Genomic DNA, 14,532 nt, shown 5'->3' with positions numbered 1-14,532 from the left:
ATGACGCTGCCCACCGAAGATGCCGAATTGCTGGAAGCCGCGCGCGGGCTGATACGGCAGCGTTACGCCGTCGGGCGGCATCACATCGCGGCGGCCCTGCGCACGCGCTCGGGCAAGATCGTCACCGGCCTGCATCTCGATACCTATGTCGGGCGTGCATCCGTCTGTGCGGAAGCGGTGGCGGTGGGGCAGGCGATGGCCCAGGGCGCCGGCAAGGACGATCCGATCACGGCCATCGTCTCGGTGCGGCATCCCAGGCCGACCGAGGCTAACCAGCAGATTCAAGTTGTGGCGCCCTGCGGCATCTGCCGCGAGATGCTGCGCGACTTCGCGCCCGATGCCCGCGTGATCCTGGACGTCGATGGCGGCCTGCGTGCCTTTAGCACCGCAGACTTGCTGCCACTGAAATACCACCGCCAGCCCTAAGGCTGATTTTCTTCGTCACCCTCGCTTTCGCGAGAGTGACGAAGCAAGGGTCAGCCGCCAACGGTCGCGGCAAAGACGCGGGCGTAATTGCCGCCGAGGATTTTCTGCACTTCCGCCGGCTTGAAGCCGACGCCCAGCAGCGCATTGGCGAGGGTCGGCAGTTCGGTATAGCTGTCGAACGTCGAGGCGCCGACCAAGCCCATCATGTCGGTGCCGATGCCGACATAATCGGTGCCGATCAGTTCCGCCACGCGGGCGATGCCGGTGGCCAGTTCGGCCATGGTGGCGTAGATACCGCTGGGCGGCCAGATGCCGATGACGCCGCGCGTGGCGGCAATGAAGCGGGCATGCTCGCGCGAAATCTGCCGGCTGGTCGGACCGGGCTTGATGGTCATCGAGGTATGCGACAGTACCAGCGGCTTGGTGCTGACCTCGGCCACCTGTCGCACCATGTTCATCGGCGCATGCGCCACATCCACCACGACGCCAAGCTGGTTGCAGCGTTTCACCACCTCGGCGCCAAACGCCGTGAGGCCGCCATGCACGGCAGGCTCGGTCTGGATATCGCCGAGTTCGTTCGGGCGGTAATGCGTCAATTGTAGATGGCGAAGCTGCCAGCGGTTATAGGCTTCGTCCAGCCGCTCAAGCTTGCCTTCCAGGAAGTCGGCGCCCTCGCTGGCGATGATCACGCCGGGATTATCGGGCCGCGTTGCCGCCAGTTCGGTTGCTGTGGTGATGACTTTCAGATTCTGCGCCTTGGCGAGCGCCAGCGCGCGCGGAAACGACTTGGTGGCGAAGCCATAAAGTTCGCCGGGCTTGGGATCGCGCACCGGCTTCACCTGGCCGCCGGTGATGGTGGTGACCGGCGTATCCGCCACCACGGTAAGGCAGACCACCGCCATGCCGCCTTGGCGCATCGGTTCGGCGAGCGGTGAGAAGGGCGCGGCTTCCTCGGTGCGGCGCAGGCCGATCAACGAGCCGCCATGGCTGTGGATGTCGATGGTGGGCAGGGCAGTGAGTAGGGCACGCATCTCGGCTGTGCCGAGTGCCGGTGTTGCCGCCTGGGCGGCTTGGGGACGCCAGGCGGAGAGGCCGAGCAGGGCGCCGCCGCCGGCCAGCATGGCGCGGCGGGTGAAGCCGGGATGCGGTGCGGCTTCCATCGGGTCAGCGACAGGGCTGGCTTGGCGAAGCTGGTAGCGCCAGTCGTCGGGATCGTCGCCGGGCAGGCGTTGCCATTCGCCGCGCAGGCGCAGACGCGGGGCATCGAGGCGCAGCGGCAGGGCAGCCAGCACTTCCACACGCCGTGCTGGATCGCGCGGCAGATGCGTGGCGCAGCAGCCCGGCTCATCCGTGAGCGCGAAATAGTCGCTGCGCTGCGGTCCTTCCAGGCCGAGGCACCAGCCTTCCAGTTCCACCCAGGTACCGTGCAGGGCTTCGGTGCGGCCCGCGTGGATATCCTCCCAGCCGATGCGCATTGCGTCCTCCTGCTTCGCGGGCGATTATGCGGCGCAGGCAGCCAGGAGGAAACCAAACAATGCATAATCGTCCAGAGCAGGACATTCTCGCCGTGGTGCAGACCTATCTCGATGGGTTGTATGAAGGCGACACCAAGAAACTGGCGCAGGCGTTCCATCCGGCGGCGCATCTCTACTGCACCACCGGCAACACCCTGGTGAATGTGGACCAGCAGCAGTGGTACGACCTGGTGAATTCCCGCCCGTCCGCCAAGTCGAAGGGCCAGGGCCGCGAGCATGAGCGCCTGCTGCTGCTGGATGTCACCGGGCCGAACACGGCGCTGGTGAAGCTGAATTGCGCCATCCTGCCGCGCCTGTTCACCGACTACCTGAACTTCGTGCTGCTCGATGGCCGTTGGCAGATTATTTCGAAAACCTATCATTTCGAAACGGTTTAACGTGGTTTTCCGGCGGCAGTGTCAAAGTGATTCCATAACAGGGCCACAAAGCGGCCCCAATCTGGCGGGAGTCTAGGGCCATCCGATCAAGGAGGATGGCCATGCGTGCTGTTGCCCTGATAACCACCCTGATGCTTTCCCTGCCGGGCGCTGTCCTGGCACAGGAGGCAGAGCGTGACTACACGCTGAAACAGACGGTTGTATTCTTCTCCGAGCAATCGGCGGGCTTGAGCGATCTGGCGCAGCGCGTGCTGGATACTCAGGTGGCGCTGCTCGATGATGCTGAACTGACCCTTACCGGCGAAGCTTCGCTGGATGAGGGCGACGAGGCCGTGATGCTCAGCCTGGCGCGTGCCGAAGCCGTGCGTGATTACCTGCTGGCGCGCGGCGTCGAGCCGGGCCATGTCGCCGTCACCGCCAGCCGCATCAGTCTGCCAGGAGAGGGTGGCCCGATGGTGAACGCCGAACTGCGCCAGCGCCAGCCCATGCTAATAAACTAGGGGCTATTGAACTGAAGCCTATTGCGCGCTGACGCGGCGGATGCCGTAGACGGTGAGCGTGGTCAGCGCAAAGGTTGCCGCTGACAGCACCAGCACATGCTGCGGTGCGCCGTGGTCGAGCAGCAGCCCGACCGCCAGCGGCGCCAGGGCCGAGCCGGCATCGAGGCCGGAATAGACGAAACCGAACACGCGGCCCGAGGCGCCCTTGGGCGCGGCGGCGCGCACGATCAGGTCGCGCGATGGCGTGGTGCTGCCTTGCAGGAAGCCGGCGGCAGCAATCGCCGCGACCATCGGCAAGGCCGGCAGGTCGAAGCGCGCCACCAGCAGCAGCAGGGCAGCGGCGCTGAGCAGGCCGAACACCACGATCTTGCCCGGCGGAATGCCGCGGTCCGCCACAATGCCGCCCAGCATCACGCCGGCGGAAGCGCCGAGCAGGAAGCTGGTGAGGGCGATAGTGGCGAGGCTGAGCGGCGTGCCATGCAGCGCATCCAGCGTGGTCGGCAGGAAATTCTGGATCGCCACCAGCCCGATGGCGAGCAGCAGGAAATAGCCGAAGCAGACCAGCACCGGCAGGCTGAGCATGGGCGCGAGGCTGGCCTTGTCGCCGCCGGCGGATTGGGCGCGGCCCTTGCTGTTCACATCCTCGGCCAGGCGCTCACGGCCAAGCAGCAGCAAGGCCAGGGTGGCGAAACCGATCACCGCCGCCAGCGCAAGCGCGCCGCGCCAGCCGAGCAGCAAGGCCGCACCGGCCATCAGCGGCGGCGCCAGCGCCCAGCCGAGATTGCCGCCCAGCGTATGCGAGCCATAGGCGCGGCCGAGCCTGGTCTGGTTCACCGAGGCATTGAGGATCGAGTAATCGGCGGGATGGAACACGCTGTTGCCGGCGCCGGCGAGCAGGGCGATGGGAAACAGCATCCAGAAGCTTGGTGCCAGGCCATAGAGCAGTATGCCGGCGCAATAGAGGCCGAGGCCGCCAAGCAGCACGTTGCGCGCGCCGATGCGGTCGACCAGGAAACCGGCCGGCGTCTGCAACAGGCCGGAGGTGACATAGAACACAGTCATCACGGCGCCGAGCTGGGTATAGCTGACCTGGAAATCATCTTTGAGCAGCGGAAACAGGCTCGGCAGCACAAGCTGGAAGAAATGGCTGATGCCATGCGCCAGCCCGATCAGCGCCATCACCTGCATGTCGCGGAAGGGCAATTCCGGCTTCTGGCCGGCAGGGAGGGCGAGATCGGTCATTAGCGGTTTGGGTTATGCTGGCGGCGGCGTTTCCATCCCGGCTTTACCGCCGGTTGCATGCACTGTAGCGGTTTTTGCCCAAAAACACAGCCCTGGTTGTGATTTGCGGTGCCGCGCAGCAAAGCTCACTTGTGCTGCCCCTGGCCCTATGGCAAAAACCTCTTGTGGTTAGATTGTTTGTGTACATATTTCTAGCGGTGGCTGCACTCGGCGTCGGCTTCGATGTCCGGTCTCAGCCGCGTGGCATAATTGTCGGCGTCGAGGATCTCGATTACCCGCCGCATTACACCACGCTGTCTGGCACTTATCGCGGCTTCGGGCGTGAATTCTTCGATGCCTTCGCCGCCGCCGAGGGGCTGACGGTGGAATACCGTCCGCTGCCGGTGGTGCGCCTGCACCAGGCGCTGCTGGAAGGCCGCATCACCTTCAAATACCCCGATCACCCGAGCTGGCAGCCGGAGCCGAAGCAGGCTGCGGGTGTGACCTACAGCCAGCCGGTGGTGGGCTATATCGACGGCATCATGGTGAAGCCGGAACGGCTGAAACAGCCGGCCGAGCCGCTGCATACCCTGGCCATGGTGCGCGGTTTCAGCCTGCCGGCGGCTACGCCCTGGCAATTACAGCCGCCGGCCCTGATTGAACTGACGTCACTCGGCGCCTCGATCCGCGAGACATTGCTGGGGCAGGCAGAGGGTTTGTTCGGCAATGTGGAAGTGCTGAAGCACCAGATGCGCTACATCATGATGCTGCCGGACGAGACGCTGGTTTTCGATCAACGGCTGCCGCATCAGCGCGGTAGCTATTACGTTTCCACCCGCGACAACAAGGACCTGCTGCAGCGGCTGGATCAATGGATGCAGCGCGAGACTGCGATGCTCAGCGCGCTGAAGCAGCGCTACGGGCTGCCGGACTGATCCGCCGCTGCCGGTTCCTGGCCGCGCAGCCAGTCGAGATAGGCCTGCAGGATGTAGCCGGCGGCCAGCTTGTCCACCAGTTCTGCGCGGCGCGCGCGGCTTAAATCGGCTTCCACCATCATGCGCTGCACGGCGACGGTGGAGAGCCGTTCATCCCAGTAGGTCAGCGGCAGCGGCAGCAGCGGGCCAAGGTTGCGGGCGAAGGCGCGGGCCGCCTGGCAGCGTGGCCCCTCGGTGCCATCCATGTTCACCGGCAGGCCCAGCACCAGGCCGCCGACGCCTTCCTTGGTAGTGATGCGGGTGAGTTCGGCGACGTCGTCTTTCAGCTTCTTGCGCGCTATCGTGGCATAGGGCGTGGCGATCTTGTGCCCCACATCGGAAAGCGCCAGGCCGATGGTCTTGGTGCCGAGGTCCAGCCCCAGGAAACGCTGGTTTTCGCCGAGCCAGAGCGGCGCCGCGCCAGGCTTCGGCGGGCGTTTTGGGCCAGGGCTTGAGGGGGGTGAGGATGGGTTGCCGGGAAGGGTCACGAATGCTACTTTCCGCCGCGATTTTCGTAATGATTCCGACCTGCTAGCACGAACGGACAGCGCATGTCATTGGATAAAGCGACGGTGGCGAAGATCGCCAAGCTGGCGCGGCTGAAACTGGAGCCGGAACGCCAGGAGGCGATGACGGCCGAGTTGAACAAGATTCTCTCCTTCGTCGAGGAATTGCAGGCGGTGAATACCGACAATGTGGCGCCGATGACCTCGGTGGCGCCGATGAAGCTGCGCCAGCGCGAGGACGTGGTCAACGATGGCGGCAACGAAGAGGCGGTGCTGAAGAACGCGCCCGGCCGCCAGGGCAGCTTCTACACGGTTCCCAAGGTGGTTGAATAATGAGCCTCGATCCCGCCCGCCTGACCATCGCCGACGCGCTTGCCGGCCTGGCCAAGAAGGAATTCACCAGCGTCGAGCTGACCGAGGCCTGCATCAAGGCGATGCAGGCGGCCAAGCCGCTGAATGCCGTGATCACCGAAACGCCAGAGCAGGCGATTGCCATGGCGCGCGCCTCCGATGCGCGCCGCGCCGCTGGTTCGGCTGGTCTGCTGGACGGCATCCCCATCGCGGTGAAGGACCTGTTCTGCACCGAGGGCGTGCTGACCACGGCGGCCAGCCACATCCTGGATGGCTTCAAGCCGGCCTATGAATCCACCGCCACCGCCAAGCTGTGGGCCGAGGGCGCGGTGATGCTGGGCAAGGTGAACCTGGATGAGTTCGCCATGGGCTCCTCCACCGAGAGCAGCTATTACGGCCCGACGGTGAATCCCTGGCGCGGCAAGAATGGCGAGAAGCTGGTGCCGGGCGGCTCGTCAGGCGGTTCCGCCGCCGCCGTCGCCGCCGGCTTCGCGCTCGGCGCCACCGCCACCGATACCGGCGGTTCGATCCGCCAGCCGGCGGCCTTGTGCGGCGTCACCGGCATCAAGCCGACCTATGGCCGCGTTTCGCGCTGGGGCATCATCGCCTATGCCTCGTCGCTGGATCAGGCCGGCCCGATGGGCAAGACCGTGCGCGATTGCGCGCTGCTGCTGCAGGGCATGGCCGGCTTCGATACCAAGGACAGCACCTCGGTGGATCTGCCGGTGGCGGATTACACCGCCAATCTGGACGCCGGCGTGAAGGGGCTGCGCATCGGTATTCCGCGCGAATACCGCATGGACGGCATGAACCCGGAAATCGCCGCGCTCTGGGAGCGCGGCAAGGAATGGCTGCGTGCCGCCGGGGCCGAAGTGGTGGATATCAGCCTACCGCACACATACCACGCACTTGCCGCATACTACATCGTCGCACCGGCCGAAGCCTCGTCGAATCTCGCACGCTACGATGGCGTGCGCTACGGCCTGCGCGTGCCGGGCAAGGACCTCACCGAGATGTATGAGAATACCCGCGGTGCCGGTTTCGGCCGCGAGGTGCAGCGCCGCATCATGATCGGCACCTATGTGCTCTCGGCGGGCTATTACGATGCCTATTACACCAAGGCGCAGAAGGTGCGGACGCTGATCAAGAAGGATTTCGACACCGCCTTCCAGCGTGTCGATGCAATCCTGACGCCGACCTCGCCGAATGCCGCTTTCCCGATTGGCGCCAACAGCGACGATCCGGTGGCGATGTATCTCAACGACGTGTTCACCGTGCCGATCAACCTGGCCGGCGTGCCGGCGATTTCGGTGCCGACCAATCTGAACAGCGATGGCCTGCCGCTCGGCCTGCAGCTCATCGGCAAGCCGTTCGATGAAGCGACCCTGCTACGCGTGGCGCGCAGCATCGAGCAGGCGGCGGATTACAAGGCGATGCCGGAAGCCTGGTGGAGCAAGTGACATGAGCGAGAATCCGGAAAAGAACTATATCCAGGGCGCTACTGGTCCGTGGGAAATCGTCATCGGCATGGAAGTGCATGCCCAGGTCGCTTCCAAGGCCAAGCTGTTCTCCGGTGCCGCTACCGAATTCGGTGCGGCGCCGAACCATCAGGTCAGCCTTGTCGATGCCGCCATGCCCGGCATGCTGCCGGTGATCAACGGCTTCTGCGTCGAGCAGGCGGTGCGCACCGGCCTCGGCCTCAAGGCGCAGATCAACCTGCATTCGGTATTCGACCGCAAGAACTACTTCTACGCCGATCTGCCGCAGGGCTACCAGATCAGCCAGTATCTGCAGCCGGTGGTGGGCAAGGGCGAATTGCTGCTCGACATGCCCGATGGCAGCACCCGCACCATCGGCATCACGCGGCTGCATCTGGAACAGGATGCTGGCAAGAGCCTGCATGACCAGAGCCCGCGCGAGAGCTTCATCGACCTCAACCGCTCCGGCGTGGCGCTGATGGAGATCGTCTCCGAGCCGGACATGCGCAATTCGGAAGAAGCCGGCCTCTATCTCAAGAAGCTGCGCACCATCCTGCGCTATCTCGGCACCTGCGACGGCAACATGGACGAAGGTTCGATGCGCGCCGACGTCAACGTCTCCGTGCGCAAGCCAGGCGGCCCGCTGGGCACCCGCTGCGAGATCAAGAACGTCAATTCCGTGCGCTTCGTGCAGCAGGCCATCGAGTATGAAGCCCGCCGCCAGATCGAGATTCTGGAGGATGGCGGCAAGATCGACCAGGAGACCCGCCTGTTCGATACCGCCAAGGGCATCACCCGCAGCATGCGCTCCAAGGAAGAAGCGCATGACTACCGCTACTTCCCGGATCCCGACCTGCTGCCGCTGGAATTCGAGCAGGCCTGGGTCGATGGCATCAAGGCGACTTTGCCGGAACTGCCCGACGAGAAGAAGGCGCGCTTCATCGAGAAGCTGGGCTTGAGCCCCTATGATGCCAGCGTACTGGTGGCGGAGAAGGAGGCGGCTGACTTCTACGAAGCCGTCGCCAAGGGTCGTGACCCGAAGCTCTGCGCCAACTGGGTGATCACCGAGTATTTCGGCGTGCTGAACAAGTCCGGCCAGAGCATGGCCGACTTCACCATCACCGCCGCGAAGCTCGGCGGCCTGATCGACCTGATCGCCGACAACACCATCTCCGGCCGTCTGGCCAAGGATGTGTTCGCGCTGATGGTGGAGACCGGCAAGGATGCGCTTACCATCGTCGATGAGAAGGGCATGCGCCAGGTCACGGATACCGGCGCCATCGAAAAGGTGATCGACGAGGTGATGGCGGCCAATGCCGACAAGGTGGCCGAGTATCGCTCAGGCAAAGACAAGCTGTTCGGCTTCTTCGTCGGCCAGACCATGAAGGCATCGGGCGGCAAAGCCAACCCGGCCGCCGTGAATGAACTGCTAAAGAAGAAGCTGGCGGGCTGACAGCAGGTTCCGGGGGGCCGCAATCCTCTCATCACTCTGGCGTGAGGTGGATTGACCCCGGCATGGCTTCCGGTAGGCTGGCGTTAATGCAGAAAATACGCCTCCTGCCGCTGCTGCTCTTGCTGCTGTTCGTGCCGTCGCTTGCCACGGCCCAGGCGGTTAAGACCGAGTATTCCGAAGCGGAACTCGTGGCCGAGCGCACAGGCATTGCGCCCGGCGAGACGTTGTGGCTGGCGTTGCGGCTCAAGCATCGCGAACACTGGCATTCTTATTGGCGTAATCCCGGCGACTCCGGGCTCGCCACCGAGATCGCCTGGGAACTTCCCGCCGGCTGGCAGGCTGGCGAGATCCTGTGGCCGGCGCCGCAGCGCATCCCGATCCCGCCTTTGGTGAATTACGGCTATGAGGGCGAGTTCCTGCTGCCCGTGGCGGTGATGGCGCCGAAGGATGCCCGGCCTGGCGAGACGGTGGCATTGAAGGCCAGTGCCACCTGGCTGACCTGCGAGAAAATCTGTGTTCCGGAGGAAGCGGAGCTGAGCTTGGCGCTGCCGATCAGCGCCGGGCCTGCCGCGCCGGATATGCGCTGGGCCGGGCTGTTCACGGCGGCACGCCAGGCGCAGCCCAGCATCAGTCCATGGAGCGCCAGTGTTTCCGACGGCGGTGAGCGGCTGAGCCTGCGCATCGAGGCGCCGGGCCTCGATGCCGAACGGCTGCAGGCGGTGCATTTCTTCGCCTCCGACGGCAATGCCGTGCAGCATGCAGCGGCACAGACGTTGCGCGTTGATGCCAGGGGGCTGACGCTGGAGATCGAGCGCGGCATCGACAAGGGCAAGCCGCTGGCGCCGCTGGATGGCGTGCTGGTGCTGACCGAGAAGCTCGATGGCACCACGGCACGCCAGGCATTCACGATATCGGCGAAGCCTGCGGCTGCTGCGCCATTGCAGGCAGCGCAGGCGCCTGGCGTCACGGCGATCGAGGCGTTGCTGATGGCGATGCTGGGTGGCCTGCTGCTCAACATCATGCCTTGCGTGTTCCCGATCCTGTTCATGAAGGCGCTGGCTTTTGCACGACTGGGGCAGGCCGAGCGCGGCGCGGTGCGGCGCGAGGGCCTGGCCTATACCGCGGGCGTGCTCGCCACTTTCGCGCTGTTGGCCGGCAGCCTGCTGGCCTTGCGCGCCGGCGGCGCCGCCATCGGCTGGGGCTTCCAGTTGCAGAGCCCGCTGGTGGTGCTGGGGCTGGCTTACCTGATGGCGCTGATCGGCTTCAACCTTGCCGGTCTGTTCGAGATCCGCTTCGCCAGTAATCTGGGCGGCGGCCTCGCCGAGCGTGGCGGCAGCATGGGCGCCTTTTTCACCGGCGCGCTGGCGGTGGTGGTGGCGACGCCCTGCACGGCGCCGTTCATGGGCGCGGCGCTCGGCTATGCCGTGGCGGCGCCGCCGGCCCAGGCGATGCTGGTATTTCTCGGGCTTGGCCTCGGCATGGCCTTGCCCTTCCTGCTGTTCAGCCTAGCGCCGGGCCTTGCGCGCCTGCTGCCGCGTCCCGGCACCTGGATGACGGTGTTCCGCCAGGCGCTGGCTTTCCCGATGTTCGCCACTGCCGCCTGGCTGCTCTGGGTGCTGACGCAGCAGGCCGGTGCCGATGCCATGCTGGCCGGTCTACTCGGCATGCTGCTGCTTGGCTTCGCCGCCTGGGCCTGGGGCAAGGGCGAGGGGGCGAAGCGGCCCGCCCTGGCCCGGCTGCCGGCGGCGGCGGCTGTTGCCGCTGCGCTGGCATTGCTGATCCTGCCGCAGGAACAACCAGCCACGATGACAGCCGAGGCGAAAGTTTCGGTACCGGGCTCGGCCATCGCCTGGAGCCGTTTCGACACGGCGACAATCGAGAGTGCACGGCGCGAGGGTCGGCCGGTGCTGGTGAACCTGACGGCGGCCTGGTGCGTCACCTGCATCGTCAACGAGGGCGCGGCTTTGTCGTCATCCACCATCGCCGCCAAGCTCTCGGAGCGCCGCGTGCTGGCGCTGAAAGGCGACTGGACGCGGCGCGATCCCGCCATCACCCGGTATCTCGGGCAGTATGGCCGCTCCGGTGTGCCGCTTTACGTGCTTTACCCTGCGGACCCGGCGGCTGCGCCGGAAGTGCTGCCGCAGTTGCTTACCGAAGGCATTGTCTTGGACGCGTTGAACCGGCTTTGAACCAGACGGATTGAACCAGAAAAGGAGGACATCATGTTTCGTCGTCATCTTCTGCTTGCCGGTGCGGCCCTGCTGGCCGGCGGCATCGTCATCACCCAGGCTCAAGGCCCGGCCCTGGCGGATACCACCACGGCAACGCCGGGCAAGCCTGCGCCGGCCTTCAAGGCGGTGGATGTGAACGGCAAGCCGGTCAGCCTGGCGGATTTCCGTGGCAAGACCGTGGTGCTGGAATGGACCAACCATGAATGCCCGTTCGTGCAGAAGCACTACAAGTCGGGCAACATGCAGAACCTGCAGAAGGCCGCCGCCGCCGAGGGCGTCGTGTGGCTGACGCTGCTGTCCTCGGCACCGGGCGAGCAGGGCTATGTGTCGGTGGAACAGGCCAAGCAGCTCACGGCCGAGCGCAATGCCGCGCCGGGCAATGTGCTGTTTGATACCGATGGCCGTATCGGCAAACTGTATGGCGCCCAGGTGACGCCGCATATGTATGTGATCGACGCCAAGGGCGTGCTGGCCTATGCCGGCGCCATCGACGACAAGCCTTCCACCCGGCTCGCCGATGTGGACGGCGCGCGCAACTATGTGCGCGAGGCAGTGGCGGCGGCGAAGGCGGGCAAGACCATGGATCCGCCGGTGACGCGCGCCTATGGCTGCACGATTAAGTATGTGAGCTAATTATCGGCGCAAAAGGGCCACGTTCTTGCCCTTTTTCGGCAATAGACCTCGGAACTGAAACATACAGTTCCGAGGTTTTTTCATGTCCTACCGTGCATTGGCCGTTTTGGCCCTGCTGGTGGTGCTGGCCGGCTGTTCCTCGATGAAGGAAACCGATACCGGCCGCACCGCCACCGAACAGATGCTGCTGTCCACCGCCGCCGACCGTGCTGCCGAGCAGGTGGCAACGAAGATTCCCACTGGTACCACGGTGTTCATCGACGAACGCTTTGTCGAAGGCGCGGATGCCAAATACGCCATCGCGGCGATCCGCGATCATGTGCTGCGCCGGGGTGCCAGTCTGGTAGCCGAGCGCAAGGATGCCGCCATGGCGGTGGAACTGCGCATCGGCGCGCTGTCGATCGACGACAAAAACACGCTGGTCGGCATCCCCGATTTCGGTGTGCCGATTCCGCTCGCGGGCAATGTCAACGTGCCGGAGATCGCGCTGTTCAAGAAGCGCCGGCGCCAGGGCGTGATCAAGCTTGCCGCCACCACGATGGATGCCAAGACCGGCGAACTGGTGCAGGCTGGCGACCCGGTTTACGGCTTTGCCCAGAAGACCGACTGGGGCCTGCTGTTTTTCTTCTCCTGGACCCGGAACGACCTGATGCCGGACCAGGACAATGTTTGGGTCGGCAAATAACGCTTGCCCGGCCTTGACCTTGCCCCGTGGCAAGCCCCACCTTGGAGGCAAGGAGAAAGACCATGCTTACCTATACCGTTCCGAATATGACCTGTGGCGGCTGTGCCGGCGCCGTGCGCCAGGCACTTGGCGACCTGCCCGGCATCGGCAAAGTGGAGATCGACCTGCCGGCCAAGATCGTGCGGGTGGAACCCGGCACGGCCCAGGAAACGGCTGTGCGCAGCGCCATCGAGCAGGCCGGCTTCGAGATCGCGGCTTAGCCCCGGTGCCTGGCTCTGCTAGGATGGCAGCCAGGAATCGCACCCTGGGAATCGACACCCGGAAATCGCTTGAGGGGGCCCTGCCATGAATCTGATGGAAGCCACCGTCTTTGCCATCCTGCTGAGCAGCCCGCAGCCGCCGTTTCAGTGCCGCATGACGCCCGATGAGAAGAGCGCCATTTGCAGTACCGACCTTACCATTGCCGAGGGCGAGAACGGCAAGCTGACCTATTCCAACAACGTGACGGTGGAGAAGAACCGCAAGCGCGAGCTGGTCTTTTCCAATGGCCTGACCAGCTATTTCGACAGCTTCGGCTGGCTGCGTTTTTCCAATGGCTATGCCTTGCGCCGCATGGAAGGCGAGGTGTTCCGCGTCGCGCCGCCAAACAAGGCGAATGACATGCTCTGCCGCTACACGCAGCCGAAATTCATCGTTAGGTGTACGCCAGCCTGAGTATGGCTTACCGCTTGAGATCGATCAGCCGCGACAGCATCTGGTCGGCGGCGGTGATCACCTGGCTGTTCATGCCATAGGCCTGCTGTGCCTGCACCAGAAAGGTCATCTGCTCGGCGATGTCCACGGTGGATTGCTCCACGGTGGCCGGCACGAAGCGGCCGACAGCGGCCGGATTATCCGGGTCATCGGAATTGCCGAAAACGGCGGTACCGGATGACGAGGTCGGCAGGAAGGTGGTGTCGTCCAGGCGGTCGAGGCGGTCAGGTTCGCGGAAATTGGCCAGCGTCACCTGAAACAGCGTCTGGCTGCGGCCATTGCCGTAATTGTAGATGATATGGCCGAGATCGTTGAACGACACGTTCTTGAATTCGGCACCGGGCAGGCCATCCTGGTTGAAATCGACATTGCTCGGCTGCCCGGTGGGCGTGGTGTACTGGGTCAGGCCGGCGGTGGCGGTGGCATCGAAGTTGGCATTGAAGAAGCCGAGATCGAGCGTCAAATCCTGAGCGGCGCCACCGAATTCTGGGCTGAGCGTAATGGTGGCCGGGCCGCCATCGGTGGAGGGCGTCAACGTCAGGCCGGCATCGGCGGTGGTCATGCTCTGCAGCCGGCCAGCAACGAAGGGCGGGGTGGAGCCATCGGCAAAGGTGACGGTGACCGGGCCGAAGCTGGTCTGGCCGGTTTCGCCGGCATCGATCTGCAACTGCCATTCGTTGGCCGTCGCCGTCTTGGTCCAGGTCACCTGGAGATCATGCTGGCCGGTGGTGGCGGTGGCATTGGCGTCATAGACAGGAATGGAATAGCGCGATTGCGCACCGGTGGTGGCATTGGCCGGCAGGTTGGCGGTGAAGGAGATATTGCTGGTAGGAATGGCTTCGATCGGCGAGTCATCCACCTTCAGCAATTGCGTGCGCGTGGTGCCGAGCGGGCTGGCCAGCAGGTAATAGCCGTTGGAATTGACCAGGTAATTGCCGGCATCCATGTGGAAGTCGCCGAGCCGGGTGAAATAGGTGGTGCTGTCCACCGTCACTGTGCGGTCGCTTTCGCCGTTGACTGTCGTGTCGACGATGTTGGTGGGGCGTCCGACCGGGATGAAGCCCTGGCCGGAGACTGCGATATTGGTGGTCTGGAAGGTTTGCAGGAAGCCGCCCTGGGCACGGTTCTCGAATTTCGCCGAGGCCAGCACGCCGCCCTGCTTGGTGCTGTCGATCACCGGGCTTTCGCCCAGCACCTTGTTATGCACCAGGTCGGAAAACGCTGTGTTCACCACCTTGTAGCCGTTGGTGGTGCTGTTGGCGATGTTGTCCGAGATGCTGCCGACCCAGGTGGCCGCAGCATTGACGCCGGAAACCGCAGTACCGAGTGCGCCGAAAAAGGTCATGGTGATCGCCTCCGAACGGGCAAGATGAGTCCTGTTGGCCTGAGATGGAGCAAGCCGCGTGCCA

At 64.6% G+C, this 14,532-nt stretch carries 16 protein-coding genes; 12 read left to right on the top strand and 4 right to left on the bottom strand.

Annotated elements, in window-relative coordinates; all coding sequences use genetic code 11:
• On the top strand, window positions 1–426 hold the full coding sequence (locus tag V6B08_RS19655; RefSeq protein ID WP_341984127.1) for a cytidine deaminase: 426 nt from the start codon (window positions 1–3) through the stop codon (window positions 424–426).
• Between the two features lie 50 nt (window positions 427–476).
• On the opposite strand, the gene V6B08_RS19650 is transcribed toward V6B08_RS19655, so the two are convergent.
• Window positions 477–1,901 carry a dipeptidase gene (locus V6B08_RS19650; protein WP_341984125.1) on the bottom strand — a complete coding sequence of 475 codons (1,425 nt, stop codon included), beginning with the start codon at window positions 1,899–1,901 and terminating at the stop codon, window positions 477–479.
• Window positions 1,902–1,960: 59 nt separating this feature from the next.
• Here V6B08_RS19650 and V6B08_RS19645 point away from each other — a divergent pair, with 59 nt between their 5' ends.
• Together V6B08_RS19645 and V6B08_RS19640 are read left to right on the top strand one after the other, a co-directional pair.
• Window positions 1,961–2,338: a nuclear transport factor 2 family protein gene (locus tag V6B08_RS19645; protein ID WP_341984123.1), complete on the top strand. Its 378-nt coding sequence runs from the start codon at window positions 1,961–1,963 to the stop codon at window positions 2,336–2,338.
• A 101-nt stretch (window positions 2,339–2,439) separates the two neighbouring features.
• A complete protein-coding gene (locus tag V6B08_RS19640; protein WP_341984121.1) occupies window positions 2,440–2,838 on the top strand; it encodes an OmpA family protein in 399 nt (132 codons plus the stop codon).
• Window positions 2,839–2,856: 18 nt separating this feature from the next.
• On the opposite strand, the gene V6B08_RS19635 is transcribed toward V6B08_RS19640, so the two are convergent.
• Window positions 2,857–4,080, bottom strand: coding sequence for an MFS transporter (locus V6B08_RS19635; protein WP_341984120.1), 1,224 nt, complete (start codon window positions 4,078–4,080; stop codon window positions 2,857–2,859).
• A gap of 179 nt (window positions 4,081–4,259) precedes the next feature.
• Between V6B08_RS19635 and V6B08_RS19630 the strand changes: the two genes are divergently transcribed.
• Complete coding sequence (locus V6B08_RS19630; RefSeq protein WP_341984118.1) at window positions 4,260–4,994, top strand: substrate-binding periplasmic protein; 735 nt, start codon at window positions 4,260–4,262, stop codon at window positions 4,992–4,994.
• On the opposite strand, the gene ruvX is transcribed toward V6B08_RS19630, so the two are convergent.
• Window positions 4,976–5,416 (bottom strand): Holliday junction resolvase RuvX, encoded by a 441-nt coding sequence (ruvX, locus tag V6B08_RS19625; protein ID WP_341984480.1) that lies wholly within the window; start codon window positions 5,414–5,416, stop codon window positions 4,976–4,978. The genes V6B08_RS19630 and ruvX overlap by 19 nt on opposite strands.
• A gap of 168 nt (window positions 5,417–5,584) precedes the next feature.
• On the opposite strand from ruvX, the gene gatC reads away from it, so the two are divergent.
• The 8 genes from gatC (at window position 5,585) to V6B08_RS19585 (ending at window position 13,084) form a co-directional block, all read left to right on the top strand.
• A complete protein-coding gene (gatC, locus tag V6B08_RS19620; RefSeq protein ID WP_341984116.1) occupies window positions 5,585–5,872 on the top strand; it encodes an Asp-tRNA(Asn)/Glu-tRNA(Gln) amidotransferase subunit GatC in 288 nt (95 codons plus the stop codon).
• Window positions 5,872–7,350, top strand: coding sequence for an Asp-tRNA(Asn)/Glu-tRNA(Gln) amidotransferase subunit GatA (gene gatA, locus V6B08_RS19615; RefSeq protein WP_341984114.1), 1,479 nt, complete (start codon window positions 5,872–5,874; stop codon window positions 7,348–7,350). Before gatC ends, gatA begins: the two co-directional genes overlap by 1 nt.
• Window position 7,351: 1 nt before the next feature.
• Window positions 7,352–8,821 (top strand): Asp-tRNA(Asn)/Glu-tRNA(Gln) amidotransferase subunit GatB, encoded by a 1,470-nt coding sequence (gene gatB, locus V6B08_RS19610; RefSeq protein ID WP_341984112.1) that lies wholly within the window; start codon window positions 7,352–7,354, stop codon window positions 8,819–8,821.
• An 86-nt stretch (window positions 8,822–8,907) separates the two neighbouring features.
• Window positions 8,908–11,010 (top strand): protein-disulfide reductase DsbD family protein, encoded by a 2,103-nt coding sequence (locus tag V6B08_RS19605; RefSeq protein ID WP_341984110.1) that lies wholly within the window; start codon window positions 8,908–8,910, stop codon window positions 11,008–11,010.
• A gap of 33 nt (window positions 11,011–11,043) precedes the next feature.
• Window positions 11,044–11,685, top strand: coding sequence for a redoxin domain-containing protein (locus tag V6B08_RS19600; protein WP_341984108.1), 642 nt, complete (start codon window positions 11,044–11,046; stop codon window positions 11,683–11,685).
• Window positions 11,686–11,767: 82 nt separating this feature from the next.
• Window positions 11,768–12,370, top strand: coding sequence for a DUF6655 family protein (locus V6B08_RS19595; RefSeq protein WP_341984106.1), 603 nt, complete (start codon window positions 11,768–11,770; stop codon window positions 12,368–12,370).
• Window positions 12,371–12,432: 62 nt separating this feature from the next.
• The gene (locus V6B08_RS19590) at window positions 12,433–12,630 is read left to right on the top strand and encodes a heavy-metal-associated domain-containing protein (protein ID WP_341984104.1); all 198 of its coding nucleotides are present in this window, start codon (window positions 12,433–12,435) and stop codon (window positions 12,628–12,630) included.
• Window positions 12,631–12,715: 85 nt separating this feature from the next.
• Window positions 12,716–13,084 (top strand): hypothetical protein, encoded by a 369-nt coding sequence (locus tag V6B08_RS19585; RefSeq protein ID WP_341984102.1) that lies wholly within the window; start codon window positions 12,716–12,718, stop codon window positions 13,082–13,084.
• Window positions 13,085–13,091: 7 nt separating this feature from the next.
• Here the strand turns inward: V6B08_RS19585 and V6B08_RS19580 are convergent, their stop codons facing one another.
• Window positions 13,092–14,468 (bottom strand): flagellar hook-basal body complex protein, encoded by a 1,377-nt coding sequence (locus tag V6B08_RS19580; RefSeq protein ID WP_341984100.1) that lies wholly within the window; start codon window positions 14,466–14,468, stop codon window positions 13,092–13,094.
• Between the last annotated feature and the right edge of the window lie 64 nt (window positions 14,469–14,532).

The organism is Ferrovibrio sp. MS7 (assembly GCF_038404985.1).
In the GTDB taxonomy this organism is placed as follows: domain Bacteria; phylum Pseudomonadota; class Alphaproteobacteria; order Ferrovibrionales; family Ferrovibrionaceae; genus Ferrovibrio; species Ferrovibrio plantarum.
The sequence above is the reverse complement of the archived record's forward strand: the minus strand, read 5'-3'. Positions and strand labels throughout refer to the sequence as shown.